The organism is Halomonas sp. McH1-25, from assembly GCF_022348165.1.
GTDB lineage: Bacteria > Pseudomonadota > Gammaproteobacteria > Pseudomonadales > Halomonadaceae > Modicisalibacter.
The window spans coordinates 82,982-109,791 of the sequence record NZ_JAKRFI010000006.1; the positions used below are offsets into that span (position 1 = coordinate 82,982).

Here is a 26,810-nt window from a genome sequence, read left to right on the forward strand (position 1 = left end):
TCGAGCTTTTCTCGCTCCGTGCCCTACCGATAGCCGATTATGACTGCCACCACCCAATCCTCGCGCACCAATCTGCTTGGCCTGTCTCGTGAAGAGATGGAAGCCTTTTTCGTTTCCATCGGCGAAAAGAAGTTTCGCGCCGCCCAGGTCATGAAGTGGATCCACCATGAAGGCTGCGACGACTTCGAGGCCATGACCAATCTCTCCAAGGCGCTGCGTACGCGCCTGGCCGAGGTGGCTGAAATTCGCGGTCCCGGCGTGGTCTACGAAGGCACGTCCAACGACGGTACCCGCAAATGGGTGCTCGAGGTCGAGGACGGCAGTTATGTGGAAACGGTGTTGATTCCCTCGGATAACGGCACCCGCCGCACCTTGTGCGTGTCGTCCCAGGTCGGCTGCTCGCTGGACTGCAGCTTCTGCTCCACGGGCAAGCAGGGTTTCCAGCGCAACCTGACCGCCGCCGAAGTCATCGGCCAGGTGTGGGTCGCCCAGCGCAGTGTCGGGCCACGCCGCGATACGGCCAACCGACCGGTGACGAACGTGGTAATGATGGGCATGGGCGAGCCGCTGCTCAACTACGACAATGTCGTGCCGGCCATGAAACTCATGCTCGACGACAACGGTTACGGTCTCTCCAAGCGGCGCGTCACGTTATCCACCTCGGGCGTCGTGCCGATGATCGACCGACTCGGCGACGAGATCGATGTGAGTCTGGCCATCTCGCTGCATGCCGCCAACGATGAGTTGCGCAACGAGCTGGTACCGCTCAATCGCAAGTACAACATCCGCACACTGCTCGACGCCTGCCAGCGCTATCTGGCGAAATGCGACGACACTCGTCTGATCACCATTGAGTACACCCTGATCAAGGACGTCAACGATCAGCAAGAGCATGCCGAGCAATTGGCAGCCCTGCTCAAGGAGCTGCCCTGCAAGATCAACCTGATCCCCTTCAACCCGTTTCCGCACTCGGGCTACGCGAAGCCGTCGCGCAACCAGACGATGCGCTTTCAACAGTGGCTCTACGAGTTGGGCTACACCGCGCCGATCCGTACCACGCGCGGCGATGACATCGATGCCGCCTGCGGCCAGTTGGTCGGGCGGGTGAAGGACAGAACCAAGCGTCACGAGCGTTATATTCAATCGATTCAACTCGATGCCGACTGAATGGAAGGCCATCCTTGACTTCAACTGGTCACGGCGCTTTGATGAGTACGCTTCGAAGTTCACCATGACCGAGGTGGTCTGCTCATCAAGGCCAACCGTAAGAATTCACCCGAGGAGTGCATGATCCGACGCTGTCGTTCGTCATCGCTGACCAAACTATGTGCCGTCACGCTCGGCGTAGTCTGGCTGTCCGGCTGTACGACCACGACGCTGGAGAAGCCGACCCATACGGCCGACCTGGATCAGGCCCTCAGGCTCAATGTCACCATGGGTATCGAGTACATGGAGCAGGGCAACCTGCGCCGTGCCCAGAACAAGCTCGACCGTGCCTTGGAGATCGCTCCCGACGATCCCGAGGCACTCCAGGCCCAGGCCCTGCTCTACCAGCGCCAGGGCGAGACGGCACATGCCGACCGCTTTTTCCGGCAAGCCCTGGCGGAAGCGCCCGGTTTCACGCGTGCCCGTAACAACTATGCCGCATTCCTGTTTGCGCAGGGCCGCATCGAGGCCTCCTGCGAACAGCTCGAACGCGCAGCGCAAGACCTCAAGTACGACAACCGTGCCCAGTTGTATACCAACCTGGGCATCTGTCAGCGTCAGCTGGGCAACCTACAGGCGGCACGCGCCAGCCTGGAGCGCGCGCAGGCCCTCGACCCGCGCAACGCCCGCCCCTATTTGACGCTGGCACAGATCGACCACGCACAGGGCAATGACCAGCGCGCCTGGGAACAGCTGCAAACGTTTATCCGGCTGGCCGGCATGACCCCCGACGGACTTCGACTGGCACAACAGATTGCCAATGCCCGCGGAGATGCCGTGACCGCCGCTTTCTATTCACGCCAGCTCGACGAATACGCAGGCGCCCCCTGACCATACGCATCAAGAGGAAAGCTCAGTCATGAGCGAAGCACAAGAACGACAGGAAGCCAGCTTCGACCCTACCGGTCACGCCTCACCCGGTCAGCAGCTCAAACGTGAGCGTGAACGCCAAGGGTTGGGGCTCGAGGAAGTGGCCGTACAGCTCAACCTGCGCCCGGCCGTGGTTGCCGGTCTGGAAGGGGACCGTTACGACGAGGTGCCGATTCCGGCCTATCGGCGCGGATATCTGCGCGCCTATGCCCGCCTGATGGGCATCGATGAACGCCAGATCGTCGATGCCTACAACAATCAGTACGGCCGTGGCGATCTCGACCGCAAGGTAACGCCCGTCAACATAACCAAGCCACCGTCAAAAGTCGGCGCCTGGATCTTCAAGCTGGTTACCCTGCTGGTCATTCTCGGGCTGATCGGCCTGACGTTGCTATGGTGGCAGAGTCGCAATGGCAACGAGCTGATGGAGGGCTTGGGCCTGAGCGACTCGGTCGAGGTCAGTCCCATGGACGAGCAGGCGACGGATGACACGCCGCCCCAGCCCGAACCGGCAGCGGAAGAGGCCGAGAGTGACGACGCTCTGCCCCCACTGCCCGAAGACAACAGCGAGCTCGGCCTGGTGGATGACCAGAGCGCCAATGTCGGCGAAGCATCAGCGTCGTCCACGGACGAGGCCGATACGAACGCCTCCGAGCCTGCATCGACCACGCCGTCCGCCACCGCTGGCACAGCGAGTGTCGAGACGACCTCCAGCGAAGCGCAGGCTACCGGCGAGGCAGCACAGACGACAGCCACCAGCGACGCGGCGGACGACGCCGCAACCGAGCCAGAGACCGCCGAAGCCCAGTCGGCCGCACAGGACGAGACGCCGAGCGTCGATAATCGTCGTCTGGCACTGACTTTCAACGAACAGTCATGGACCGAGATCTACGATGCCAATGGCCAACGCATCTTCGTCGGCCTGCAATCGCCCGGCACCGAGGCGACCGTGGAAGGCGAGCCTCCGTTCCGCCTGACCGTGGGTAACGCCAGCGGTGTCGAACTACGCTATCGCGGCGAGCCGGTCGATCTCCGCGCTCGCGCCGGCGGCAACAATGTCGCTCGCTTCACCTTGGGAGAATGATTCAGGCTATGCACGCTCAGTCTCCGATCCAGCGGCGCAAATCACGCCAGATTCATGTCGGCTCTGTCGCGGTGGGTGGCGGTGCCCCCATCTCCGTGCAGAGCATGACCAACACCGACACGAACGATGTCGAGGCCACGGTGGCGCAGATCCAGCGTCTGGAAGCCGCCGGCGCCGATATCGTGCGCGTTTCCGTCCCGACCATGGATGCCGCCGAGGCCTTCGGGCGCATCAAGCGCCAGGTCCAGGTGCCGCTGGTCGCCGATATCCACTTCGATTACAAGATCGCCCTGCGGGTCGCGGAACTCGGCGTCGATTGTCTGCGCATCAACCCCGGCAATATCGGGCGTGAAGATCGTGTCCGTGCCGTGGTCGAGGCGGCACGCGACAATGGCATTCCGATCCGCATCGGCGTCAATGCCGGTTCGCTGGAAAAAGATCTGCAGAAGAAGTACGGCGAGCCCACCCCCGCCGCGCTGGTCGAATCCGCGATGCGCCACATCGACCATCTCGAGCGTCTCGACTTTCCCGACTTCAAGGTCAGCGTCAAGGCCTCCGACGTGTTCATGGCAGTCGCCGCCTATCGCGACCTGGCGACACGCATCGAACAGCCGCTGCATCTGGGGATCACCGAAGCCGGCGGGCTGCGCTCGGGCACCGTCAAGTCATCGATCGGACTGGGCATGCTGCTGATGGACGGCATCGGCGACACCATTCGCGTGTCGCTCGCTGCCGATCCCGTCGAGGAGATCAAGGTCGGCTACGACATGCTCAAGAGCCTGCGCCTGCGCGCCAAGGGCATCAATTTCGTCGCCTGCCCCAGTTGCTCGCGCCAGAACTTCGACGTGATCGGCACCATGAACGCCCTCGAAGAGCGTCTCGAGGACATCATGACGCCGCTCGACGTGTCGGTGATCGGCTGTGTGGTCAATGGCCCCGGCGAGGCGAAGGAAAGCGATATCGGCCTGACCGGCGGCAGCCCTGCCAATCTCGTCTACATCGACGGCAAACCGGCTTCGAAGTTGCGCAACGAGCACCTCGTCGACGACCTGGAACGCCTGATCCGCGAGAAGGTTCGTGAAAAACAAGCCGCCGAGCAGGACATGATCGCTCGCAGCTGAGGTTTCTTTTCGGCCGGGCAGTGAGCCGTGCCAGCTCATTGTCCGGCATGCCAGGAGTTACCCTTGAGCAAGAAGATCCAGGCCATTCGTGGCATGAACGACCTTTTGCCCGAACAGTCGCCGCTATGGCAGTACTTCGAGCATCAGGTCGAGGCATTGATGCAGCGCTACGGCTATCGTGAGATACGCACTCCCATCCTGGAGCAGACGGCCCTGTTCGCCCGCTCCATCGGCGAGGTCACCGACATCGTCGAGAAGGAGATGTATACCTTCGAAGATCGCAATGGCGACAGCCTGACGCTACGCCCGGAAGGCACTGCAGCGTGCGTACGCGCCGCCATGGAACACGGCCTGCTACACAACCAGACCCAGCGCCTGTGGTATCAGGGCCCCATGTTCCGTCACGAGCGCCCCCAAAAGGGCCGCTATCGCCAGTTTCATCAGGTCGGTGTCGAGACCTTCGGCATGGAAGGGCCCGATATCGATGCCGAGGTGATTCTGCTGTCGGCACGCCTGTGGAAGCAGCTCGGCCTCTACGAGCACGTCACCCTCGAACTCAACTCGCTGGGTTCGCTGGCGGCTCGCCAGGCCTACCGCGACATGCTGGTCGGCTATTTCGGGCAGCATCGCGACGTCCTCGACGAGGATTCGCAACGCCGCCTGTCGAGCAACCCGCTGCGCATTCTCGACTCGAAGAACCCCGACATGGCCGAGATGCTGTCCGGCGCGCCGCAATTGCTCGATCACCTCGATGACGAGTCGCGCGAACACTTCGAACAACTCACCTCGCGTCTCGATGCGGCGGGCATCGCCTATCGCATCAATCCGCGCCTGGTGCGTGGCCTCGACTACTACTCGCGGACCGTATTCGAGTGGACCACTACCGCACTGGGCAGCCAGGGTACCGTGTGTGCCGGTGGACGTTACGACGGGCTGGTCGAGCAGCTTGGCGGCAAGCCCATTCCGGCCGTCGGCTTTGCCATGGGCGTCGAACGCCTGATCCTGTTGCTCGAGACGCTCGACCTGGTGCCGGCGGAGAGCCAAGGCGGGCCGGACGCCTACCTGTTGGCCATGGGCGAGCGGGCGGAGCGGGAAGCGCTGCTCCTCGGCGAGGCCCTGCGCGACGCCATGCCGACGCTCTCACTGCAACTGCACTGTGGGGGTGGCGGTTTCAAGAGCCAAATCAAGAAGGCCGACAAGAGCGGTGCCCGCGTGGCGCTGATTCTCGGCGAAGACGAGGTCGAGCAGGGCACGGTCGGGGTCAAGTTCCTGCGTGAAGAGCGCGAACAGCAAAGCCTGTCGCGCAATGACATCGCCGAGGCGCTGACGTCCCTGCTGAGCTGAAAGCTCGAGCACCTACCGCCGCGTCGGTGCGCCCTGGGCAAGGCACAGCCAGTTTCAGACAGACTTTAAGGAGACCGCCTGTGGCGGAACTGCAAACCGAAGAAGAACAGCTTGACGCCATCAAGCGCTGGTGGAAAGCCAACGGCACGTCCCTGATCGCCGGTGTGGTGATAGCCGCCGCCGGTGTCTTCGGCTGGAAAGCCTGGCAAAGCTACCAGGCCGATCAGGCCGAAGCGGCTTCCATGCGCTACCAGCAACTGCTGTCGCTGGCCGGGCAGGACGAACTCGATGCCGAAGCGACGGCCCAGGCACAGCAGCTGGTCGGCGAAATCCAGGACGAGCATGGCGATACGCTATACGCCGACCTGGCCGCCCTGCTCCAGGCTCGCCTGGCGATTGCCGACGACGATCATGCGGCGGCCATGGACGCACTGCAGAATCTGATCGATACCACGCAACGCCCTTACCTGCAGGGCCTTGCTCGCCTGCGCCTGGCGCGCGTGCAACTCGCCGACGGCAACCCCGACACGGCGCTGGCCACGCTCGAAGCTGGCATTCCCGATGCCCTGTCTGCTCAGCAGGCCAACACCCGCGGCGACATCCTCGTCGCCCTGGATCGCGAGGACGAGGCCCGCGAGGCATACCGCAATGCACTGCGCCTGGCGCAGGAAGGCGGCCAGCCGGTGCCCGGCGTCCAATTCAAGCTCGACAATCTCGGCGCAGAGGATGCCACGCTATGAAGACTTCTTCGCTTTTCGTTCCTGCGGTCCTGGTCGCCCTGCTGGCCGGTTGCGCCGGTTCCGTCGAGCCCGAATATGCGCCGCGCGAGTTGACCGCCATCGAATCGCAGGTGGATATCGACCGTGATTGGAGCCAGGATATCGGCGAAGGTTTGGGCGTGGCCCGCTACCCGATCACCCCGGCGTTCGATGGCGGCGTGCTGTATGCCGCCGACCAGTCCGGTTTGGTCCGCGCCATCGATGCCGGCAGTGGCGAGCGCCGCTGGCAGGTCGAGCTAGGCACGCCCCTCTCCAGCGGCCTGCGCGCCGTTGCCGGCCGCGTCTATGTGGGGACCCGCAATGGCGAAGTCGTGGCCCTGGATCAGTCCAGCGGCGAGGAGCAGTGGCGCGCCCGCGTGTCCAGCGAGGTTCTCGCACCGCCCCAGGCCAACAGCCGGTTGCTGATCGTGCAGAGCGTGGACGGCGCCATTACCGCGCTGGACCGCACCACCGGCGAGGAGCAATGGGTCTACACCAGCAACGAGCCGGCGCTGACGCTGCGCGGTACCGGGACGCCTCAGGTCATCGATCAGGTGACGTTTGCCGGTTTCGCCAACGGCCGTCTGGTCACTCTGGACAACCGCAGCGGACAGCCCCTGTGGGACATGCGTGTCGCCGTGCCGCAAGGCCGCAGCGAAGTCGAACGTCTGGTCGATCTCGACGGCCAGCCGCTGTTGACCCGTGACGGCCGCCTCTACGTCACCAGCTACAACGGCCGCCTGCTGGCGCTGGAAGCGACCAGTGGCGAAGTGCTCTGGGAGCGCGAGATGTCGAGCTACCTGAGTCCCATGCTGGTCGGCGACACCCTGTACACGGTCAACGAAGCCAGCCATGTCCTGGCATTGGACGCCCTGTCCGGCCGAGTCATCTGGGAGTCCGATGCCCTGGAGGGTCGCTGGCTGACCTCGCCGACCTTCGTCAACGGCAGCATCGCCGTGGGCGACTTTGAAGGCTATATCCACCTGATCGATGCCCAGAGCGGCGAGCTGGTGGGACGGCGCAATGTCGGCGACAGCATCAGCCTGGAGCCCATCGGCAACGGTCAGCGCCTCTACGTGATGACCAATGACGGTGAACTCAACGCCTTCGATGTGTCTGGCGCTGGTAACTGAACCCCCGTGTGCAGGCATCCTGCCTGCACGTTTCCCGACATACCGCTTACGCTGATGGGCGCATCCTGGCCAGTAATGCTAGAATCGCGCCCAATCCAACAGAAACCGTGCCGGTTTCTGCCGACTCCTGACTCGACTCGCTAATACCATGAATCCCGTGATCGCCCTGGTCGGCCGACCCAATGTCGGCAAGTCGACCCTTTTCAATCGCCTCACCCGTTCGCGTGATGCCCTGGTCGCCGACTTTCCCGGTCTGACCCGGGATCGCAAGTACGGCAATGGTCAGCTTGGCGACAAGACCTACACCGTCATCGATACCGGCGGTATCAGCGGTGACGAGGAAGGCATCGATGCCGCCATGGCCGAGCAGTCCCTGCTGGCTATCGATGAGGCCGATATCGTGCTGTTCCTGGTCGATGCACGCGCCGGTCTGCACGTCGCCGACGAAGCCATCGCCAACCATCTGCGCGTCAACCAGAAGAAGACTTGGCTGGTCGTCAACAAGACCGATGGATTGGAAGAACACTCGGCCATGGCCGACTTCTGGGCCCTCGGCCTGGGCGACCCTCGCCCCATCGCCGCTGCCCATGGACGCAACGTCACTACGCTGATCGACGAAGTGCTGGCGCCATTCCCCGAGCGCGAGGAGAACGCCCCGCCACCCGCCACCGAACAAGGCATTCGCATCGGCGTGATCGGACGGCCCAACGTCGGCAAGTCGACGCTGGTCAACCGCCTGCTCGGCGAGGAGCGTGTGGTGGTCTTCGACGAAGCCGGCACCACGCGCGACGCCATCGAGATTCCCTTCGAGCGCCGGGGTCGCCGCTACGTATTGGTGGATACCGCCGGGGTGCGGCGGCGCAAGAACGTCAGCCTGGTCGCCGAGAAGTTCTCGATCATCAAGACGCTGGAAGCGATCAAGGAATGCCACGTCGCCGTCATGGTGCTCGATGCGCGCAGCGGCCTGGTGGAGCAGGACTTGCATCTGCTCGATTACGTGCTGAGTAGCGGGCGCGCCCTGGTGCTGGCGGTCAACAAGTGGGATGGCCTGGAAAGCGAGCAGCGCGAGAAGATGCGCGCCGACGTCAAGCGCCGCCTCGGCTTTGCCGACTATGCCGATCTGCACTTCATCTCGGCGCTGCACGGTACCGCGGTGGGCGATCTCTACCCGTCCATCGAGCGTGCCTTCAAGGCGGCGACCGCGCACTGGTCTACCAATCGTCTCACCAACATCCTTCAGGATGCGGTGAGCGAGCATCAGCCGCCGCTGGTACATGGCCGACGCATCAAGTTACGCATGGCCCACCAGGGCGGCAGCAACCCGCCGATCATCGTCGTCCACGGTAACCAGACCGAGGCGTTGCCGGAAGCCTACAAGCGTTACCTGACCAATACCTTTCGCAAGGTACTCAAGGTGCGTGGCACGCCGATGCGTTTCGAGTTTCGTTCGGGCAAGAATCCCTTCGACAGCAACGCCGACGCCACCGATCGCGAAAAGGCCCGCGCCCGGCAACTGGCACGCACCAAGGAAGCACGCCGCAAACGTCGCTGATCCCTGACGCCGGCGCTCTGCGAATTCACTTGTCGCTGTCCGGTGAGTGACCCTAGAATGCGCGCGCCTGGCCTCACTCGCCAGGCGCCCACCTTTCTTGTCGTCTGGGAGCGCTGCATGCCCTCTTTCCGTTCCGACCGTCACCAGTCCTGGCGTGGACTGCGCATTCTGCCCTTCTGCCTGGCACTGCTACTCGCCGGCTGCCTGGCCCTGCCGCAGACCGGCCTGTTCGCCATGCGGCTGACGCTCACCTCGCTGGGTGTCGAAAACGTCCGCGTCGGACCATATGACGTCCATGCCGGCCTGGACACCAGCGACCTCGCCTCGTTGCTCACCTCTAGCCTGGGTACCGGCAGCTTGCCGATCCAGGCCACTCTGGCCATGGGACTGGGCCTGCCCAGCGGTCTACCGCCCGTACAGCTCGACGGCTTCGGCTGGACCCTCGACGTCCCCGGCGCCGAGCCGGTCAGCGGCCACTATGACGAGAGCGTCGCATTGACGCCGGGAGACGATGCCGATGTGCGCCTGCCGGTAAGCTTCGATCTGCTCGGCGATAGCCAGAAACTGATGCCCATGGTCCAGTTGGCCAAGCAGTTGGCCAGCCGAGGTGAACTACCGGAAGGCAGCGAACTGAGCATCGATCCGGGCGATGTCAGTGGCCTGGGCGTCAAGCTGCCTGCCGGCCTGTGGATGCCGACCCTACGCTTCACCGTCGGCCCCCAGGGCAACCTGCAGCCTCAGCAGTAGCCCATCAGCGCTCGAGACCCTGCTGCCCGACCCACTGACAGGCGAACTGCCAGGCGGCCCTTCCGCTGCGCCCACCGCGCAGCGTGGCGAAGCGGACGGCCTCCTCACGGGCCGCATCGTTCCAGTCCATTCCTTCGCCGAGCTGACCGACCCAATGGCGGCAGGCCTCGAGATAGGTAGCCTGATTGAAGGGATGAAAGGCCAGCCACAGACCGAAGCGATCCGACAACGAGATTTTCTCTTCCACGGCATCGCCGTGGTGCAGTTCGTCACCGACCAGCCGGGTCTCGGTGTTGTCGCTGAGCGACTCGGGGAGCAGATGCCGGCGATTCGAGGTGGCATAGAGCAAGACGTTCTCGGGCGGCCCGGTCAGGGTACCGTCGAGTACGCTCTTGAGCGCCTTGTAGGCATCGTCGTTGCCTTCGAAGGAGAGGTCGTCGCAGTACACCACGAAACGCTGCGACTGATTCCGCAGTTGCTGGACCAGCGTAGGCAGCCCCACCAGGTCGTGCCGGTCCACCTGGATCAGGCGCAATCCCTCTCCCGAAAGGGTATTCAGCAAGGCCCGTACCAGCGATGACTTGCCGCTGCCGCGCGCCCCCCACAGCAGCGCATGGTTGGCCGGCAGGCCGCGCAGAAAGGCCCGTGTATTGTCGAGCAGGGCGCGTTTCTGGCGATCTATACCAAGCAGGTCGTCCAGCCTCACGGCATCGCGTACTGCGACTGGCAGCAGTTGGCCACCCAGGGCGTGGCGCTGCCACAAGGCGGCGACGTCCTGCGACCAGTCCAGCCGGGGCGGCTCCTCGGGTAGCCAGGCCTCGACACGATCAAGCAGACGGGAAAGACGCTGGGACAGCTCGGCATCCATCGTTTCTAGACTCCTAAGTCAATGGTTGACCCCGCAGGGCATCCGGGTATCTTGAAGCCCAACACGATCACGGTCCAGATGGACGGACGCCAGGAGACCACCCCATGAAATGGATGAAGCGTAGCGCCATCGGCGCCTTGATAGTCACCCTTGCCGCCTGCAGTCAGTCGCCCACCGGCCGCTCGCAGCTCACCCTGTTCTCCGAGGAGCAGCTCAGCGAAATGGGCGCGCAGAGCTTCGCCCAGTACGAGCAGCAGTTGCCGGTCGTCGGCGGTCAGGTAAACAGCTACGTGCAGTGCGTGGCGGATGCCATCACCAGCCAACTGAACTCGGGCGGTGCCTGGGAGGTCAAGGTCTTCAGGGACGAGTCGGCCAACGCCTTCGCCCTGCCCGGCGGCCACATCGGCGTCAATACCGGCCTGCTCGACGTGGCCACCAATCAGGATCAGCTGGCGGCGGTCATCGGTCACGAGATTGCCCACGTGCTGGCCGACCATGCCAACGAGCGCGTTTCCCAGCAGGCCGCCACGCAGACCGGCCTGTCCATTCTTCAGGCCGCCGCCGGCCTGGAGGGAGCCGGTGGCCAACAACTCATGGGCCTGCTCGGCGCAGGCGCGCAGTACGGCATTCTCATGCCCTATTCGCGCAAGCACGAAAGCGAAGCCGACGTGGTGGGCCTCAACCTGATGGCACGGGCCGGCTTCGACCCGCGCGAGAGCATCGACCTATGGCAGAGCATGTCGGCCAATAGCCAAGGCCAGCCGCCGGTGTGGATGTCGAGCCACCCCAGCCATGGCCAGCGTATCGAAGGGCTTCAGGCCCAGATGGACGAGGCGCTCGAACTGTACCGACAGGCCCAGGCCTCGGGCCAGACGCCCAATTGCCAGCGACCGGGCTGAGGTCATGTGTTTGGTTTGACAGCGGGATAGCCAGGCGAACGTCACCCGGCCGAAGCCGGGTGACGGGTCACATCTCGCCGCGCAGCAGTTCCCTGATCGGGGCCGTCTCGGGACGCCGGTTTCGCCACAGGAAGTACGACTCCGCCGCCTGCTCGATCAGCATGCCGAGGCCATCCACGGTCCGAGCCCCACGCTCGGCGGCCCAGCGTAGAAAGACCGTCGGCTCGACGCCGTACATCATGTCGTAGGCCAATGCGGCATCGGCGAACAGATCGTCGGGCAAGGGCGGAAGATCCCCTCCCAGACTGGCACTGGTGCCATTGACGACCAGATCGAACGTCCCGACGATCTCGTCGAAGCCGCCACCGGTGGTTTCTCCCAGATCGGCGAAGTCTGCGGCCAACTGATGTGCCTTGCCCGAGGTACGGTTGGCGATCATCAGCACTGCCGGCTGGGCAGCCAATAGAGGCTCGATGACGCCGCGCACGGCCCCGCCTGCGCCCAATACCAGGATACGCGCCCCTTCCAGGGGGGCGGCATGCGCCTGCAGGTCACGCACCAGGCCAACGCCATCCGTGGTGTCGCCATAGGTATCGCCCTGCTTGCCGAGTACCAGCGTATTCACGGCACCGGCACGCTGCGCGCGTGGACTCAGCACATCGGCCAGGCGAAAGGCGTCTTCCTTGAAAGGCACGGTAACGTTGGCCCCCTTGCCGCCATGCGCAAGGAAATCGCGCCAGGCCTCCGCGAAGCCATCCACGGGTGCCTCGATCGCCTCATAGGCAATATCGTCACCGAACTGCTCGGCAAACGCTGCATGAATACGGGGCGACCTGGAGTGACCGACCGGATGGCCGAACACGCAATAACGATCTGTCATCTCTCGACTCCTGTGTTGCCATCGCTCACGGTGAGGTGTGTTCGACCTCGCTCAGCCAGTCGCGCGGACGCAGATAGTCACGGTATAACACCTCTTCGCGACTGCCCGGTTGCGGGGTCCAGCCGTAATGCCATTCGGCGACCGGCGGCATCGACATCAGGATCGATTCGGTGCGGCCACCGCTCTGCAGGCCGAACAACGTACCGCGATCCCATACCAGATTGAACTCGACGTAACGTCCGCGGCGATAGGCCTGAAAGGCACGTTCGCGCTCGCCGTAGGTGTCGTGCCGACGACGCTGGACGATAGGCAGGTAAGCGTCCAGGAAGCTGTCGCCCACGGCGCGCTGGAAGGCGAAGCAGCGGGAAAAGTCCCAGTCGTTCAGGTCGTCGAAAAACAAACCGCCGACCCCACGGGTCTCATCGCGATGCTTGAGGTAGAAATACTCGTCGCACCACGCCTTGTAGCGCGCATAGACGTCGTCGCCGAACGGCTGGCAGGCATTGCGAGCCACCCGATGCCAGTGGATCACGTCTTCCTCGACCGGATAGAACGGCGTCAGGTCGTAGCCGCCGCCAAACCACCAGACCGGCGCTTCTCCAGCTTTCTCGGCGATGAAAAAGCGTACGTTACCGTGGCTGGTCGGCACGTGAGGGTTGCGTGGATGCATGACCCAGGATACCCCGACGGCATGGAAACTGCGCCCTGCCAACTCCGGGCGTGCCGCGGTAGCGGAAGGCGGGAGTGTCTCGCCGTAAACATGCGAGAAGTTGACGCCGCCCTTTTCGAAGACGGCACCGTTTTCGATGACACGTGAACGGCCGCCACCGCCCTCGGGACGATCCCAGGCATCTTCTCGAAAGTCGCCCTCGCCATCTTCGTTGGCCAAGGCCTGGCAGAGGCGATCCTGCAGATCGAGAAGATAAGATTTGACGTCATCGAGATGAGCGTGTGCCACACGTTGCTCCTTGGCTTGCATTCGTGGAGCCATGCCCACATGGGCATGGCTGCAGACCGCATTCGTTCAGTCGCGCAGTACCGCGTCGCTGCGCAGATCGCGGATGGTGCTGGGGCGCAAGTAACCACCGAGCGGTCCATCGATGACATGCACTGCCTCGCCGAACTGGCGGCGTACGCTGACTGCATCGCGTGCCGGCGGCTCACCGGCACGGTTGGCAGAGGTCGATACGACGGGTCCGCCAAAGGCGGCACATAGCTCACCGACCAGCGGATGATCGCTGACCCGCAGGGCCACACTGGGATGCTCGCCCCGCAGCAACGGATGCGAACGTCCGTTGTCCGGTACCAGCCAGGTATTCGGCCCCGGCCAGCTCGCGGCGAGCCGCTGTCGGTCATGTGCCTCCAATCCCGCCAGCCAGGGCTCCAGTTGCGCGATATGCCCGGCGATCAGGATCAGTCCCTTGGCAGGATCGCGCTGCTTGAGCCGAATCAGCGCCGCCAATGCCTCGGCATTGTCGGGATCGCAGCCCAGCCCCCATACGGCCTCGGTCGGATAGGCGAGGATGCCACCCTGGCGCAGGGCGGCGACGGCATCATCCAGTGCGTGACGTTCGGTCATCGTTTGCAGCTCGACTGAAAAACTGGGAAGAAATTCTACCATGCCCGCCACCGGCCAACAGCTATGCGGGCAGTCGGACCCAACCGCCCGGCGCCTGAGCCACCCGGCCTTCGAGCTCGAGCTCCAACAGCCGTTGCTGGCAATGACCGAACCCTTGGCCGGAGAGATCGATCAGCAGATCGAGTGGCGTAGGCGCATCGCTGAGCAGGGCCAGTAGCGGGTCTTCGGGAGTCTGTTCGACTGGCTTGCCCTCGCCTCCTTCCAAGCTAGGCAACGAGGCCGTTGGCAGCGACCAGTGTGTCAGTTCGGCGAGGATATCGTCGACGCAGGTGACCAGCACCGCCCCCTGGCGCAACAGTGCAAGGCAGCCTCTTGCCTGCGGGTTGTTGATGGAGCCCGGCAAGGTGAAGACGTCGCGGTTCTGCTCCATGGCCAGTCGCGCGCTGATCAACGAGCCACTCTTTTCGGCAGCCTCGACGACCAGCACGCCCAGTGACAGGCCGGTAATGATGCGGTTGCGGCGCGGGAAGAACGCCGGATTGGCACGGGTCCCCGGCGCATGCTCGCTAAGCAACAGCCCGTCGCACTCCAGCATCTGCCGGTAAAGTCCCGAGTGGCGTGAGGGATAGATCACGTCGATGCCACATCCCAGCACTCCAATGCTGGTACCGCCCGCAGCCAGCGCCGCATGATGAGCCTGGCCATCGACTCCCAGCGCCATGCCACTGACCACGGCCATTCCCGCCTTGGCGAGGTCACCGGCAAAGCGACCGGCATTGCCAAGCCCTTCACGGGTAGGCCGACGCGTGCCGACAATGGCCAGGCCAGGCACGCTCAGCGCCTTGAGATTGCCTCGCGCCCAGAGTAGCGACGGCGGATCCGGCAATTCGTCGAGCAGAGCCGGCCAGTCGGCATGCGCCGGAGTCAGCAGATGATGCGTGGCCTCGCGGGCCTCCCAGTCCAAGGCTCGCTCGACGTCCGCCTGGAGCGGACTGCGGGAGGGATGCTCCAGCCACAGCTGCAGAGCGTCGCGGGCCGGACCGGGCAGTAATGCCAGCCAGCCGTGAGGCCATTCGGGCTGACGAGCCCTGAAGGAGGCGAGCCGTCGTGCACCGAGCCCCGGTAATCGCGAGAGTACCAGCCACTCCCTGGCAGTTATGATCATGCGTCACTCGCCTCCGTTGTCGGCCAGCATGTTCTCGACCTGCGGCGCATGTACACGATCGCCCACCGCCAGACTGCGTGTGGCATGCATGACCAAGGCATAGCTGATCCGCTCATAGACGCGGAACACCATGAGCCAGCCGGCATCCTCCCCGGGCAACCGAATCGATTCCTGGGTGACGGGATCGGCGATCAACTCGCCCTGCTGCTCAACGGCAAGTACATGGCCGGGCTCGAGTCCGTCGCGCTCCCCGAGATCCAGAGCCACCACGTCCAATCTGCCGATGAACTGGACTCCGCCGGGAACCGACAGGATGTGCCCCTCGCTTGGACGACCAGGCCCGCGTGGCTGAAATTCCGGCGTTACCGGCAGCGACTCGAGGGGCAGCACCAGATCGGTATCGCGAATTTCCTGCCGCGAGGACACCACTTCGAGTATGGCGATATCGCCCTGCTGACGTATGAAACGCGCTTCGCCCAAGGTTTCGAGTTCCAATCCGAGAAACTCCCCCGTATCCGGATCCTCGTAACGCTGCCCCGGCCGGTAGAGACCGAAGCGCTGCATGTGCGGCAAGTCGCCTCGGACATAGAGGCGGTCACCGGCCCCGCTGATGAGTCGTCGGTTGTCGCCGGCCACCACATAGGGCACGTTCTCGATGCGACTCGGCTCGACGATGCGGTTGCCCTCGAGAAAGTTCTTCACGGTGTTCAGGGGCAGTGGGGGAATGGCCTCACGGCGCGGTATCCGACGCACCTCGGGCGATAGCCGCACGGTGCCGCCCTGACCTCGCTCGAGCCCCAGCCGTGGCTGACCGTTTGCGTAATAGAGATAGACGCTGTCGCCAGGATAGATGAGGTGCGGGTTACGAATCTGGGGATTGACGTCCCATACCTCGGGCCACTGCCAGGGGCTCTGCAGGAAACGCCCGGATATTCCCCACAGCGTATCGCCCTTGACCACCGTATAGCGCGCAGGCGCATCCTGGCGCAGCTCGGCCGTAAACGCTGCGGCGGGCATCGTGAGCAGAACGCCAGCCAACACCCCGCCCAACCAGCCGATTGGATGCGGGCGACGCCCCGCAGCGTCCAAGCTCTTTTTCATCCCCTGACCCTTATCGAGCGCCTGCCCTCTCGGGGCTGGCTTTTCTTTTTTCACCTGAACGCGACGGTCCCCGACACGGCCATGCCGGCGATATCGGCAGTCTATCGATGCGTCTCGTGATGCATCGCTTGAGCCAAGCGTATTGCATCGATGATGCTGCAAAGGTTCCGTTACCCGGCGGCGCGCACTACAATATGCCTAATCTTCTCGTCACTTTGCACAACGGTAATTTAAACGCCATGGCCAAGCTAGACATCCTCGAATTTCCCGACGAACGCCTGCGTACCAAGGCTGCGCCGGTCGATGTCGTCGACGATGAGGTACGCACCCTGGTCGACGACATGTTCGAAACCATGTACGAGGCCCGCGGGATTGGCCTGGCGGCGACGCAGATCGACGTCCATCGTCGGGTCATCGTGATGGACGTGAGTGACGATCGATCGCAGCCGCTGGTGCTGATCAATCCGCAATACACGCCGCTCGGCGACGAACGCGAGCCGATGCAGGAAGGCTGCCTGTCAATTCCTGAGTACTATGCCGAAGTGCCACGCGCCCTGCGCGTCCATCTCAAGGCGCTCGACCGTGACGGCCAGCCCTACGAACTGGAAGCCGACGGCCTGCTCGCCCATTGCATTCAGCATGAACACGACCACCTCGAGGGCGTGCTGTTCGTGGATTACCTCTCTCCTCTCAAACGCGACCGGGTACGCAAGAAGATGGAGAAGCGACACAGGCAGATGCAGGGCTCGTAGGCTCTCTCTCAGTCAGCCGAACGGCTGGCATCACCTGGACCGGGCGCATGTCCGGTCCAGGCGTTTTCGGTACCGGCATTTTCGACTTCCGCTCCCCTTCGCTATCATGCTTCTCATGCTTCTCCATCACGGATGCCTTTCATGACCCGACCCTTGCGCGTGGTATTTGCCGGCACGCCGACGTTTGCCGCTGAAAGTCTCAAGGCGTTACTTGCCAGCCAGCACGATATCGTTGCCGTTTATACCCAGCCGGACCGTCCCGCCGGACGCGGCCGTAAACTGACCCCGAGCCCGGTCAAGGCGCTGGCTCAGGAGCGCGGTATCGACGTCTACCAGCCCGCCACGCTCAAGGATTCCCAGGCCCATCAGACCCTGGCTGCGCTCGACGCCGATGTGATGGTCGTCGTCGCCTACGGCCTGTTGCTGCCCCAGGCCGTGCTCGACATTCCCCGTCTGGGCTGCCTCAACGTGCATGCCTCGCTGCTGCCACGCTGGCGTGGCGCTGCACCGATCCAGCGAGCCATCGAGGCCGGCGACAGCGAAACCGGGGTCACCATCATGCAGATGGATGCCGGGCTCGATACTGGCGACATGTTGCTGACCCGCCGTCTTCCCATCGAGGCGACCACCACAGGCGGTGCGTTGCATGATCGGTTGGCTCAGCTCGGTGGCGATGCCATTGCCGAGGCGCTCGACGCCCTATCCTCCGGCAGTTTGACGGCAACGCCGCAACCCAGCGATGGCGTTACCTATGCCGGCAAGCTCTCCAAGGCCGAGGCCGAGCTCGACTTCACCCGGGCGGCCGAGGAACTAGCTGCCCGGGTCCGTGCCTTCAACCCCTGGCCGGTGGCCTGGACACTGCTCGACGGCCAACCGTTGCGCATCTGGCTGGCCGAGCCTGAACGCGAGGCCACGGCACACTCCGCCGCGCCCGGCACCCTGCTCGAACCGGCCAACGATGCGCTGCGCATCGCCTGCGGTTCGGACGGAAAAGGCGTGCTGCGCGTCACTCAGGCACAGCTCCCCGGAGGCAAGCCCTTGGCCGCGCGCGATCTACTCAATTCACGTGCCGAGCGCTTCGCGCCCGGTAGCCGTGTAGGCCATTCGCATCAGGAGGACACGGCATGAACGACATGGCCAGTGGACAAGGAGTCCGCGTCGCCGCCGCACGTGCCCTGGTGCCGGTCCTGACCGGCAAGGGCTCGCTAGCCACGCTCGACGACAGCACTGTGGCGGCGCGCGATCGCGCCTTCCTGCGTGCACTCTGCTATGGGGTGTGTCGCACCTTGCCGCGTCTCGAGGCGCTCGCCGCCGAACTGCTGCGTAGCCCGTTCAAGACGCGCGACACCGATGTCAAAGCGCTGTTGCTGTTAGGTATCCACCAATTGCTCTACCTACGCGTACCGCCGCATGCCGCCGTTGGCGAGACCGCCGGCGCCGCGCGCCTGCTCAACAAGGAATGGGCCACCAAGGTGCTCAATGGCTGCCTGCGCCGTTTGCAGCGCGAGTCGGAGGCGCTCCAGGCCCGAGTCGATAGCGATACGCATGTGGCCCTGCTGCATCCCGTCTGGTTGATACGCTCGCTGCGCCAGGCCTGGCCCGATGACTGGCAGGACGTTGCCGAAGCCAACAACCGGCCCGGCCCGATGACGCTACGCGTCAACCGCCGCCTGACTACACGCGATGCTTACCTGCAGCGACTCGAGCAGGCTGGCAAACCGGCCACGCCCTGTCGATATTCCGTAGACGGCATTACCCTGGAAACGCCCTGCGATATCAATGAGCTGCCTGGCTTTGCCGATGGCGATGTCAGCATTCAGGACGAAGCTGCCCAACTGGCCGCTCCGTTGCTGGCCCCGGCGTTGCAGGGGCGCCCCGGCGCGCGCGTGCTGGACGCCTGCTGCGCCCCGGGAGGCAAAGCCGCTCACCTGCTGGAACGGTTCGACATCGACCTCACCGCCATCGACAACGACGCGACCCGCCTCACGCGGGTCAATGCGACGCTGACACGGCTCAAACAAACCGCTCACCTCAAGCATGCCGACGCCGGTGAGCTCGACTGGTGGGACGGCGAGCCCTACGCGGCGATCCTTCTGGATGCGCCCTGCTCGGGCACAGGGGTCATCAGGCGCCACCCGGACATCAAGCAGCTGCGTCGCCCCAGCGACATTCGCGACCTCGCCGAGCTGCAGGCACGTCTGCTGGACACCCTGTGGCAGACGCTCGCACCCGGCGGCTCACTGCTCTATGCCACCTGCTCGGTCATGCCCGAGGAGAACGCCAATGTCATCGACGCGTTCCTGAACCGCACGCCGGATGCCCGCAGCTCGACGCCGGTAGACGTCGAATGGGGCCGCCCCGCCAGGGCCGGACGCCAGCTTCTGCCACGCATCGATGGCCACGATGGGTTCTTCTACGCCCTGCTGGAAAAGCAGGCCGGTTAGACAGCAGGTGGCAGGGTGCACCTATACTGGCGAAGGAATTCGGCACTGCACGGGCGGTGCCGGGATACTTCACCGGTCTAGGAGGACTGCATGTCCAATCATGTCTACAAGCATATCGAGATCACAGGTTCCTCGCCCAAAGGCATCGAGGACGCCGTCGAGCAGGCCATCGCCAAGGCCAACGAGACACTTCACGACATGCGCTGGTTCGAAGTCACCGACACTCGTGGCCACATCGAACATGGCCGTATCGCGCACTGGCAGGTCACCGTCAAGGTCGGCTTCACATTGAACTGAATCCACCTGACGGGAGCGTTTCGGGTCCGGACTGGCCGGACCCTGTCCCCGGCGCCCCCGCTGGTTTATGCTAGCGCGTCACAACGGACCACCCGTATGCGGATTCTCCATCGATGAAGATCATCATTCTGGGCGCCGGTCAGGTCGGCGGGACGCTGGCCGAACACCTGGCCCATGAAGAAAACGACATCACCGTGGTCGATACCGACACGGGACGCTTGCGCGAGCTGCACAATCGCCTGGATATCCGCACCGTGACCGGTCCGGCATCTTATCCCATGGTGCTGCGTCAGGCCGGCGGCGAGGATGCCGACATGTTGATCGCCGTGACCAATTCCGACGAAGTCAACATGATCGCCTGCCAGGTTGCGCACACTCTGTTTCGCACCCCGACCAAGATCGCCCGTGTGCGTGCCGCCGCCTATCTGACCCGCAAGGGGTTATTCTCCAACGAGGCGGTGCCGATCGATGTACTGATCAGCCCCGAGCAGGTGGTCACTGACCACATCCGCCGCTTGATCGTTTACCCGGGCGCCCTGCAGGTCCTCGAATTCGCCAGTGGTCAGGCCCAGTTGGTCGCGGTCAAGGCCTACTACGGCGGCCCGCTGGTGGGACAGGAACTGGGCTTTTTGCGTCGACACATGCCCAACGTCGATACCCGTGTCGCCGCCATCTACCGCCGCAACCGGCCGATCATTCCACGCGGCGACACCGTCATCGAGGCCGATGACGAGGTCTTCTTCATCGCCGCTCGCAAGGACATCCGGGCGGTGATGAGCGAGCTGCGCAAGGTCGAGCGCGACTTCCGTCGGGTGATCATCGCCGGGGGCGGCAATATCGGCCAGCGTCTGGCCGAACAGCTCGAGCACAGCCATCAGGTCAAGATCATCGAGCATGACCTGGATCGGTGCACGGTGCTCTCCGAACGCCTCGATCGCACCGTGGTGCTGCATGGCAGCGCCACCAGCAAGCGCTTGCTGATCGAGGAGAATATCGAGGACTGCGACATCTTCTGCGCGCTGACCAACGACGACGAGGTCAACATCATGTCGTCGATGCTGGCCAAGCGACTGGGCGCCAAGAAAGTGCTGACCCTGATCAACAACGCCGCCTACGTCGATCTGGTCCAGGGTGGCGAGATCGATATCGCGATCTCGCCGCAGCAGGCGACCATCGGTGGATTGCTGACCCACGTGCGCCGCGGCGATATCGTCAACGTACACTCGCTGCGCCGCGGTGCCGCCGAAGCCATCGAGGCCATCGCCCACGGCGATTCGCGCTCGTCCAAGGTCGTCGGCCGCACCATCGACGAGATCGCCCTGCCGGCCGGCACCACCATCGGTGCCATCGTGCGCGGCCAGGAAGTGCTCATCGCCCATGACGATGTGGTGGTCGAGTCCGGCGATCACGTCATCCTGTTCGTGGTCGACAAGCGTCGCATTCGTGATGTGGAGCGCCTGTTCCAGGTAGGCCTGACCTTCTTCTGATGACACCGGACACAGCAACGACAGACATGCATAACCCGGAAAACACCGCGCCATGAGCCCACGCGTGACACTACGCATTCTGGGGCTACTGCTGATGCTGTTCAGCCTGACCCTGGTGCCTCCGATCCTGATCTCCTGGCTGCTCGACGATAGCGTGTGGGATGCCTTCGCCATTGCCATGGCGATTACTGCGACCACCGGTGCGGCGCTCTATGTGCCCAACCGACACGCCCGCAAGGAGTTGCGTACCCGGGACGGCTTCCTGATCACCGTACTGTTCTGGAGTGTACTGGGGTTGTTCGGCTCGCTACCGCTGATGCTGGCAAGCGATCCGGCACTGTCGTGGACCGATGCCGTCTTCGAATCGTTCTCGGGGCTCACCACCACCGGCGCCACGGTGATCACCGGCATCGACCTGCTACCCGATTCGATTCGCTATTATCGCCAGCAGTTGCAGTGGCTGGGCGGCATGGGGATCGTGGTACTGGCGGTCGCCATCCTGCCGACGCTGGGCATCGGCGGCATGCAGCTCTATCGCACCGAGATACCCGGTCCGCTCAAGGATTCCAAGCTGACCCCACGTATCACCGAGACCGCCAAGGCGCTGTGGTACATCTATGCTGCGTTGACGTTGGCCTGCTTTGCGGCCTATTGGGCCGCCGGCATGAACTGGTTCGACGCTCTCGGGCACAGTTTTTCGACCGTGGCCATCGGCGGCTTTTCCACCTACGACGCCAGTATCGGTTATTTCGACAGCGCCATGATCGAGACGATCTGCATCGTTTTCATGGTGCTGTCGTCGATCAGTTTCGGCCTGCACTTCGCGGCCTGGCGCGAAAAGCGGCTGGGTCAGTACATGCGCGACCCCGAGTTTCGCTTCTTTATCCTGTTTCTGATGCTGCTCAGCGCCATCAGTGTTCTGATCCTGCTGATCAGCAACACCTACAACGACATGACCGGAGTCCGGCATGGCATCTTCGAGGCCGTGTCGGTGGCCACCACCTCGGGCTTCGGTGTGGCGGATTTTTCAGCCTGGCCCGGGGCCCTGCCGTTCATGCTGTTCGTTGCGGCGTTCGTCGGTGCCTGTTCGGGATCGGCCGGCGGCGGTATGAAGGTCATCCGTATCCTATTGATCCTCAAGCAGGGCATGCGCGAGGTGCTGCGCCTGATCCACCCCAACGCGGTGATCGCCGTCAAGGTGGGGCGCACCAGTGTGCCGGACAGCGTCTCGCAGGCGGTGTGGGGTTTCTTCTCGGTGTACGTGATGCTGTTCTTCCTGATGCTCATCGGCATGCTCGCCACCGGGCTCGATCAGATCACTGCCTGGTCGGCGGTAGGCTCGGCGCTCAACAATCTCGGCCCCGGCCTCGGCGAGGTCGCCAACCACTACGGGGCCATCCCTGCAGCGGCGAAATGGATCATGGTAGTGGCCATGGTCCTGGGACGCCTGGAGATCTTCACCGTTCTGGTTCTGTTCACGCCCGCTTTCTGGCGTCGCTGACAGGGTTTGGCCTACCTTGGCCCTTCGTGGATAATCGAGCGTTCGATTTCACTGCAAGCGAGCGTCCATGACCGAAACCCAGGACATTCCCCACGAGGATACCCAGGACGGCCCCCGCCGGGTGATCGTGTGTGGCGATACCCGTTATACCCTGCTGGGTACCGCCCACGTCTCTCGCGCTAGCGCCGATGAGGTTCGCGAGTCGATTCGCTCCGGCGAATACGATGCCGTGGCCATCGAGCTGTGCGAATCGCGCTACAAGAGCCTCACCGAGCCGGACAGTCTGGCCAATCAGGACCTGTTCGAGGTATTCCGCCAGGGCAAGGCCGGGATGGTCGCCGCCAGCCTGGCGCTGGGCGCTTTCCAGCAACGGGTCGCCGAGCAGTCGGGCATCGAACCCGGGGCGGAAATGCGCGCGGCGGTCAAGGAGAGCCAGCGTGCCGCGCTGCCGCTGGTGCTGGTCGATCGCGATGTCGGCGTGACGCTCAAACGCATCTATGGCAACGTGCCTTGGTGGCAGCGGGCCAGCCTGATCAGTGGCCTGTTCGGCAGCCTGCTGTCGCGCCAGAAAGTGTCCAGCGAGGAAATCGAGCGGCTGAAGCAGGGAGACGTGCTGGAGTCCACCTTCCGTGAATTCGCCGAGCAGTCGGAGTCTCTCTACACGCCCCTGATCGCCGAACGCGACCGCTACATGGCACTGCGTCTGGCCGAAGATAGCCCGCCCGGGCGCTACCGTAACATCCTTGTCGTGATCGGCGCCGGACATCTCAAGGGGCTGGCCGAGCATCTATCGCAGCCGTTGCCCGATGACCCGGCCATCGAACGCCGCGAGCTGGACGAGACACCGACCCGGGCACGCTGGTGGAAAGCCGTGCCCTGGGTGATCACCGCGCTGGTGTTGGCCGGCTTTGCCATCGGCTTTTCCCGCGACACTCAGCTCGGCTGGCAACTGGTTGGCGAATGGTTCCTGATCAACGGTGTGCTGTCGGGCCTCGGTGCCGCCATTGCCCTGGCGCATCCGCTGACGGTGATCGCCACCTTCTTTGCCGCGCCGCTGACCTCGCTCAACCCCACCATCGGGGCCGGCTTCGTGGCTGCCGGGGTGGAACTCAGCCTGCGTCGCCCCAAGGTGCGCGACTTTTCCCGCCTGCGTCATGACGTCTCATCGCTCAAGGGCTGGTGGCGCAATCGCGTCTCGCGCACGCTATTGGTGTTTCTGCTCGCAACCATCGGTTCGGCGGCCGGCACCTGGATCGCCGGGTTGCGCATCGCCGAGCAGCTACTCTGAACGCCGCTCCAGCAGGCGGCGCATCGCCGGGGTCGGGGCATCGAGCTTGTGGTGCCTGCGACTGGCCGCGTAACTGTCGTTGAAGGCGTCGAAATAGTCGTCGAGGATGGCCGAGGCTTGGGTATTCCCGCTCTGGCGCAGCAACTCGGCGGCGACTTCGGCGGTACACAAGTGCGCGGCCGAGGCCGGCTTGCGCAAGTGATAACGGGTCAACCGGTCACTGTGCAGCGGCAACACCGGCAGACGATCCAGGTAGGGGCTCTTGCGGAACATGCGGCGCGCCTGACGCCAGGTGCCGTCGAGGACGATGAATACCGGAACACGCCCGGCATTCGACGCCTCGTCGACTGCCTCGATGCCGACCACGCGGTCGGCATAGTCCGGCTGGTCGTCGGGAAAGACGATGAAAGGCGCGAACCGCGCCTCCTCGAGGCGCGCCAGCAACGCGTCGTCAGGCGCCGTACGGTACCAGGTGAACACCTCGGTGGTGTCGAGGATGTCGCCAATGAGACGCCCGGTGTTGGTCGGCTTGTTGTGCTCCAGCGGATGCGTCAACAGCCAGAAGCGAGCCTGGCTGTGAGCGCTTACCCGGTACGGGCACAGGCAATTGAGCGTGGGCAGACGACACCCGTCGCAGCGCTCGACGAAACTGCCCCGCGCCTTGAACGGCCGCCGTGGCGGACGTCGACGACCGGTGGCCGGATCATACTCCCAAACGCTATCGTCGGAGCCGCTTTCAGCGGGTAAGAGGGCCTCGGCGCAGGTCGCCGTATCCGCATCGTCGCGCGTATCGCTCATCATCGTTCTGCCGGGCTTACCAAAGGGGTAAAAAAACGGGGCCGGCATTCTAGCATGCCCGGCCCCGTTTGCCGTGTCTCCGCGAGGTTCAATCGGCGACCGGGCGTGCCCCGCCTTCGGCATCCGCCACCGGGCGACGCTTCCAGTACCCGGCGAGCAGCGATCCCGACACGTTGTGCCAGACCGAGAATAGCGCACCCGGCAGGGCTGCCGTGGCGCTGAAGAATTGGTTGGCCAGGGCCACGGCCAGGCCCGAGTTCTGCATGCCAACCTCGATGGCGATAGTACGCGCCACCTTCTGGTCGAAGCCCAACAGACGACCCACGCCATAGCCACCGGCCAGACCGATGGCGTTATGCAGAACGACCGCCAAGGCGACCAACGGGCCCAAGGTGGCCAGGCGGCCAGCATTGAGCCCCACCACGATGGCGATGATCAGCACGATGGCGGCCATCGCGACAGTCGCCAGCAGCGGCTCGACTCGACGGATCTGCTGCCCCAGGAAATGATGGATGACCACGCCCAGGGCAATCGGGGCAATGACCAGTTGGGCAATGCTCATGAACATCCCTGCCACCGGTACCTCGACGCTCTGGCCGACCAACAGCCAGGTCAGCAGGGGCGTGGCGACCACGGAAATCAGTGTAGACACCAGCGTCATCGACACCGACAAGGCGACGTGACCGCCGGCCAGCCAGGTCATGACGTTGGACGCGGTGCCGCCGGCCGTGGCGCCGACCAGTACCATGCCGGTGGTCAGTGCCGCATCCAGACCCAGCGTCCAGGAAACCGCCAGGGCGGCCACCGGCATCACCGTGAACTGCAGCACCACCCCCACCGCTACCGGCAGAGGTGCACGCAGCACGCCGAGAAAATCGTGACGCGACAGGGTCAGGCCCATGGCAAACATGATGATGGCCAGCAGGAGCTTGATCTGCCCCGCCAGGCTGGTGAACCAGTCGGGTTGCCAGGCGGCCAGAATGGCGAAGAGGATCGCCCACACGGGGAACAGGCGATTGAGGCGTTCGAAGATCGACATGACGTGTCCTGATAGCGTTGAAACAGGAGATCGGCCGCTCGATGCGGCGCTTATGGTTTGCCGGCCATACGGGCCGGGCACGCTATCTTGCCCCATCTCGGCCGTTCGGTGAAGGCAACGTTCGCCCTCACCGCTCTACAGCCACTCCGGAACCCAGAGCCGGTTCTCGCGCTTCCACTGCCCGACCAGTGTCGGCACGCCCTCACTGGCCGGCGCATCGAGCGCCTTGACCCACTTGGGCGATAGCTGCGACGCCTTGGGATCGACGAGGATACACGGGCAATCCACCGGCGCCTGATCGACCAACATCGCTGCCGGCATGACGCTCAGCGAGGTGCCGACCACCAGTAGCAGATCCGCCTCGGCGACGATGTCGCAGGCATGCGGATAGGTGGGCACCGCCTCGCCGAACCAGACCACGTGGGGCCGCAACTGGCTGCCCTTGTCGCATAGATCGCCAAGCTTGATGCCGCCACGCGGCAACGGGTAGAGCAATCGCGGATCGATGCTCGAACGTGCCATGAGGACTTCACCGTGCAGGTGCAGTACATCGCGCGAGCCGGCGCGTTCGTGTAGATCGTCGATATTCTGGGTGACGATACGTACGTCGAAACCGGCCTGTTCCAACTCGGCCAGCGCCTGGTGAGCCGGATTGGGTTTGGCCCGGCGCACCTGGGCGCGGCGCTCGTCGTAAAAACGCAGGACCAGTTCGGGATCCCGGACCCAGGCTTCGGGGGTGGCCACGTCCTCGATGGCATGGTTCTCCCATAAGCCGTCGCCGTCGCGAAACGTCTTCAGGCCGCTTTCGGCACTGATGCCGGCGCCGGTGAGCACCACCAGACGCGGTTGGGAATGGGTCATGTCACATTGCCTGTTGACGAAAAACACGCAGCACAG

The 26,810-nt window shown here is 64.0% G+C and carries 26 protein-coding genes; 17 read left to right on the top strand and 9 right to left on the bottom strand.

From position 1 onward, the window contains the following. Window positions 1-39 precede the first annotated feature (39 nt). From rlmN to MHM84_RS15405, 9 genes are all read left to right on the top strand, one after another. Window positions 40-1,167: a 23S rRNA (adenine(2503)-C(2))-methyltransferase RlmN gene (gene rlmN / locus MHM84_RS15365; RefSeq protein ID WP_239267236.1), complete on the top strand. Its 1,128-nt coding sequence runs from the start codon at window positions 40-42 to the stop codon at window positions 1,165-1,167. Between the two features lie 120 nt (window positions 1,168-1,287). After that, entirely contained in the window at window positions 1,288-2,037 is a 750-nt protein-coding gene (gene pilW / locus MHM84_RS15370; RefSeq protein WP_239267237.1) for a type IV pilus biogenesis/stability protein PilW, read from the top strand. Between the two features lie 28 nt (window positions 2,038-2,065). Beyond that, window positions 2,066-3,160, top strand: coding sequence for a RodZ domain-containing protein (locus MHM84_RS15375; RefSeq protein ID WP_239267238.1), 1,095 nt, complete (start codon window positions 2,066-2,068; stop codon window positions 3,158-3,160). Window positions 3,161-3,168: 8 nt separating this feature from the next. After that, a complete protein-coding gene (gene ispG / locus MHM84_RS15380; protein WP_239267239.1) occupies window positions 3,169-4,281 on the top strand; it encodes a flavodoxin-dependent (E)-4-hydroxy-3-methylbut-2-enyl-diphosphate synthase in 1,113 nt (370 codons plus the stop codon). 63 nt (window positions 4,282-4,344) lie between these two features. Continuing rightward, window positions 4,345-5,625: a histidine--tRNA ligase gene (gene hisS / locus MHM84_RS15385; protein WP_239267240.1), complete on the top strand. Its 1,281-nt coding sequence runs from the start codon at window positions 4,345-4,347 to the stop codon at window positions 5,623-5,625. Window positions 5,626-5,705: 80 nt separating this feature from the next. After that, the gene (locus MHM84_RS15390) at window positions 5,706-6,365 is read left to right on the top strand and encodes a tetratricopeptide repeat protein (protein WP_239267241.1); all 660 of its coding nucleotides are present in this window, start codon (window positions 5,706-5,708) and stop codon (window positions 6,363-6,365) included. Continuing rightward, window positions 6,362-7,516, top strand: a complete 1,155-nt coding sequence (gene bamB, locus MHM84_RS15395) for an outer membrane protein assembly factor BamB (protein WP_239267242.1) — start codon at window positions 6,362-6,364, stop codon at window positions 7,514-7,516. The genes MHM84_RS15390 and bamB overlap by 4 nt, the downstream gene beginning before the upstream one ends. Before the next feature lie 148 nt (window positions 7,517-7,664). Then, a complete protein-coding gene (gene der / locus MHM84_RS15400; protein WP_239267243.1) occupies window positions 7,665-9,068 on the top strand; it encodes a ribosome biogenesis GTPase Der in 1,404 nt (467 codons plus the stop codon). A 117-nt stretch (window positions 9,069-9,185) separates the two neighbouring features. Continuing rightward, entirely contained in the window at window positions 9,186-9,815 is a 630-nt protein-coding gene (locus MHM84_RS15405; RefSeq protein WP_239267244.1) for a hypothetical protein, read from the top strand. A 4-nt stretch (window positions 9,816-9,819) separates the two neighbouring features. On the opposite strand, the gene MHM84_RS15410 is transcribed toward MHM84_RS15405, so the two are convergent. Next, window positions 9,820-10,683 carry an ATP-binding protein gene (locus MHM84_RS15410; RefSeq protein ID WP_239267245.1) on the bottom strand — a complete coding sequence of 288 codons (864 nt, stop codon included), beginning with the start codon at window positions 10,681-10,683 and terminating at the stop codon, window positions 9,820-9,822. A 104-nt stretch (window positions 10,684-10,787) separates the two neighbouring features. Here MHM84_RS15410 and MHM84_RS15415 point away from each other — a divergent pair, with 104 nt between their 5' ends. Beyond that, window positions 10,788-11,582, top strand: a complete 795-nt coding sequence (locus MHM84_RS15415) for a M48 family metallopeptidase (protein WP_239267246.1) — start codon at window positions 10,788-10,790, stop codon at window positions 11,580-11,582. Between the two features lie 67 nt (window positions 11,583-11,649). Here MHM84_RS15415 and aroE read toward each other — a convergent pair whose 3' ends face one another. The 5 genes from aroE to MHM84_RS15440 form a co-directional block, all read right to left on the bottom strand. Continuing rightward, window positions 11,650-12,462: a shikimate dehydrogenase gene (gene aroE, locus MHM84_RS15420; RefSeq protein WP_239267247.1), complete on the bottom strand. Its 813-nt coding sequence runs from the start codon at window positions 12,460-12,462 to the stop codon at window positions 11,650-11,652. Window positions 12,463-12,487: 25 nt separating this feature from the next. Then, on the bottom strand, window positions 12,488-13,420 hold the full coding sequence (hemF, locus tag MHM84_RS15425; RefSeq protein WP_239267248.1) for an oxygen-dependent coproporphyrinogen oxidase: 933 nt from the start codon (window positions 13,418-13,420) through the stop codon (window positions 12,488-12,490). Between the two features lie 66 nt (window positions 13,421-13,486). Next, window positions 13,487-14,041 (bottom strand): Sua5/YciO/YrdC/YwlC family protein, encoded by a 555-nt coding sequence (locus MHM84_RS15430; protein WP_239267249.1) that lies wholly within the window; start codon window positions 14,039-14,041, stop codon window positions 13,487-13,489. Window positions 14,042-14,102: 61 nt separating this feature from the next. Then, window positions 14,103-15,206, bottom strand: a complete 1,104-nt coding sequence (gene dprA, locus MHM84_RS15435) for a DNA-processing protein DprA (RefSeq protein WP_239267250.1) — start codon at window positions 15,204-15,206, stop codon at window positions 14,103-14,105. Window positions 15,207-15,209: 3 nt separating this feature from the next. Then, window positions 15,210-16,307 carry a LysM domain-containing protein gene (locus MHM84_RS15440; RefSeq protein WP_239267251.1) on the bottom strand — a complete coding sequence of 366 codons (1,098 nt, stop codon included), beginning with the start codon at window positions 16,305-16,307 and terminating at the stop codon, window positions 15,210-15,212. Between the two features lie 239 nt (window positions 16,308-16,546). Here MHM84_RS15440 and def point away from each other — a divergent pair, with 239 nt between their 5' ends. The 7 genes from def to MHM84_RS15475 all read left to right on the top strand — a co-directional run bounded on the left by def (window position 16,547) and on the right by MHM84_RS15475 (window position 24,076). Next, the gene (def, locus tag MHM84_RS15445; protein WP_239267252.1) at window positions 16,547-17,059 is read left to right on the top strand and encodes a peptide deformylase; all 513 of its coding nucleotides are present in this window, start codon (window positions 16,547-16,549) and stop codon (window positions 17,057-17,059) included. 141 nt (window positions 17,060-17,200) lie between these two features. After that, complete coding sequence (gene fmt, locus MHM84_RS15450) at window positions 17,201-18,187, top strand: methionyl-tRNA formyltransferase (RefSeq protein WP_239267253.1); 987 nt, start codon at window positions 17,201-17,203, stop codon at window positions 18,185-18,187. Continuing rightward, window positions 18,184-19,503: a 16S rRNA (cytosine(967)-C(5))-methyltransferase RsmB gene (gene rsmB / locus MHM84_RS15455; RefSeq protein WP_239267254.1), complete on the top strand. Its 1,320-nt coding sequence runs from the start codon at window positions 18,184-18,186 to the stop codon at window positions 19,501-19,503. Before fmt ends, rsmB begins: the two co-directional genes overlap by 4 nt. Before the next feature lie 90 nt (window positions 19,504-19,593). Then, window positions 19,594-19,800, top strand: coding sequence for a dodecin (locus tag MHM84_RS15460; protein ID WP_019020010.1), 207 nt, complete (start codon window positions 19,594-19,596; stop codon window positions 19,798-19,800). Between the two features lie 113 nt (window positions 19,801-19,913). Then, window positions 19,914-21,287, top strand: a complete 1,374-nt coding sequence (gene trkA, locus MHM84_RS15465; RefSeq protein WP_239267255.1) for a Trk system potassium transporter TrkA — start codon at window positions 19,914-19,916, stop codon at window positions 21,285-21,287. A gap of 52 nt (window positions 21,288-21,339) precedes the next feature. Then, window positions 21,340-22,788 (top strand): TrkH family potassium uptake protein, encoded by a 1,449-nt coding sequence (locus tag MHM84_RS15470; RefSeq protein WP_239267256.1) that lies wholly within the window; start codon window positions 21,340-21,342, stop codon window positions 22,786-22,788. Window positions 22,789-22,855: 67 nt separating this feature from the next. Beyond that, window positions 22,856-24,076 carry a TraB/GumN family protein gene (locus tag MHM84_RS15475; RefSeq protein WP_239267257.1) on the top strand — a complete coding sequence of 407 codons (1,221 nt, stop codon included), beginning with the start codon at window positions 22,856-22,858 and terminating at the stop codon, window positions 24,074-24,076. Here MHM84_RS15475 and MHM84_RS15480 read toward each other — a convergent pair. The 3 genes from MHM84_RS15480 to MHM84_RS15490 all read right to left on the bottom strand — a co-directional run bounded on the left by MHM84_RS15480 (window position 24,068) and on the right by MHM84_RS15490 (window position 26,774). Beyond that, entirely contained in the window at window positions 24,068-24,874 is an 807-nt protein-coding gene (locus MHM84_RS15480) for a DTW domain-containing protein (RefSeq protein WP_239267258.1), read from the bottom strand. The genes MHM84_RS15475 and MHM84_RS15480 overlap by 9 nt on opposite strands. A gap of 88 nt (window positions 24,875-24,962) precedes the next feature. After that, window positions 24,963-25,913, bottom strand: coding sequence for a bile acid:sodium symporter family protein (locus tag MHM84_RS15485; RefSeq protein WP_275445804.1), 951 nt, complete (start codon window positions 25,911-25,913; stop codon window positions 24,963-24,965). A gap of 135 nt (window positions 25,914-26,048) precedes the next feature. After that, the gene (locus MHM84_RS15490; RefSeq protein WP_239267259.1) at window positions 26,049-26,774 is read right to left on the bottom strand and encodes an NAD-dependent deacylase; all 726 of its coding nucleotides are present in this window, start codon (window positions 26,772-26,774) and stop codon (window positions 26,049-26,051) included. Between the last annotated feature and the right edge of the window lie 36 nt (window positions 26,775-26,810).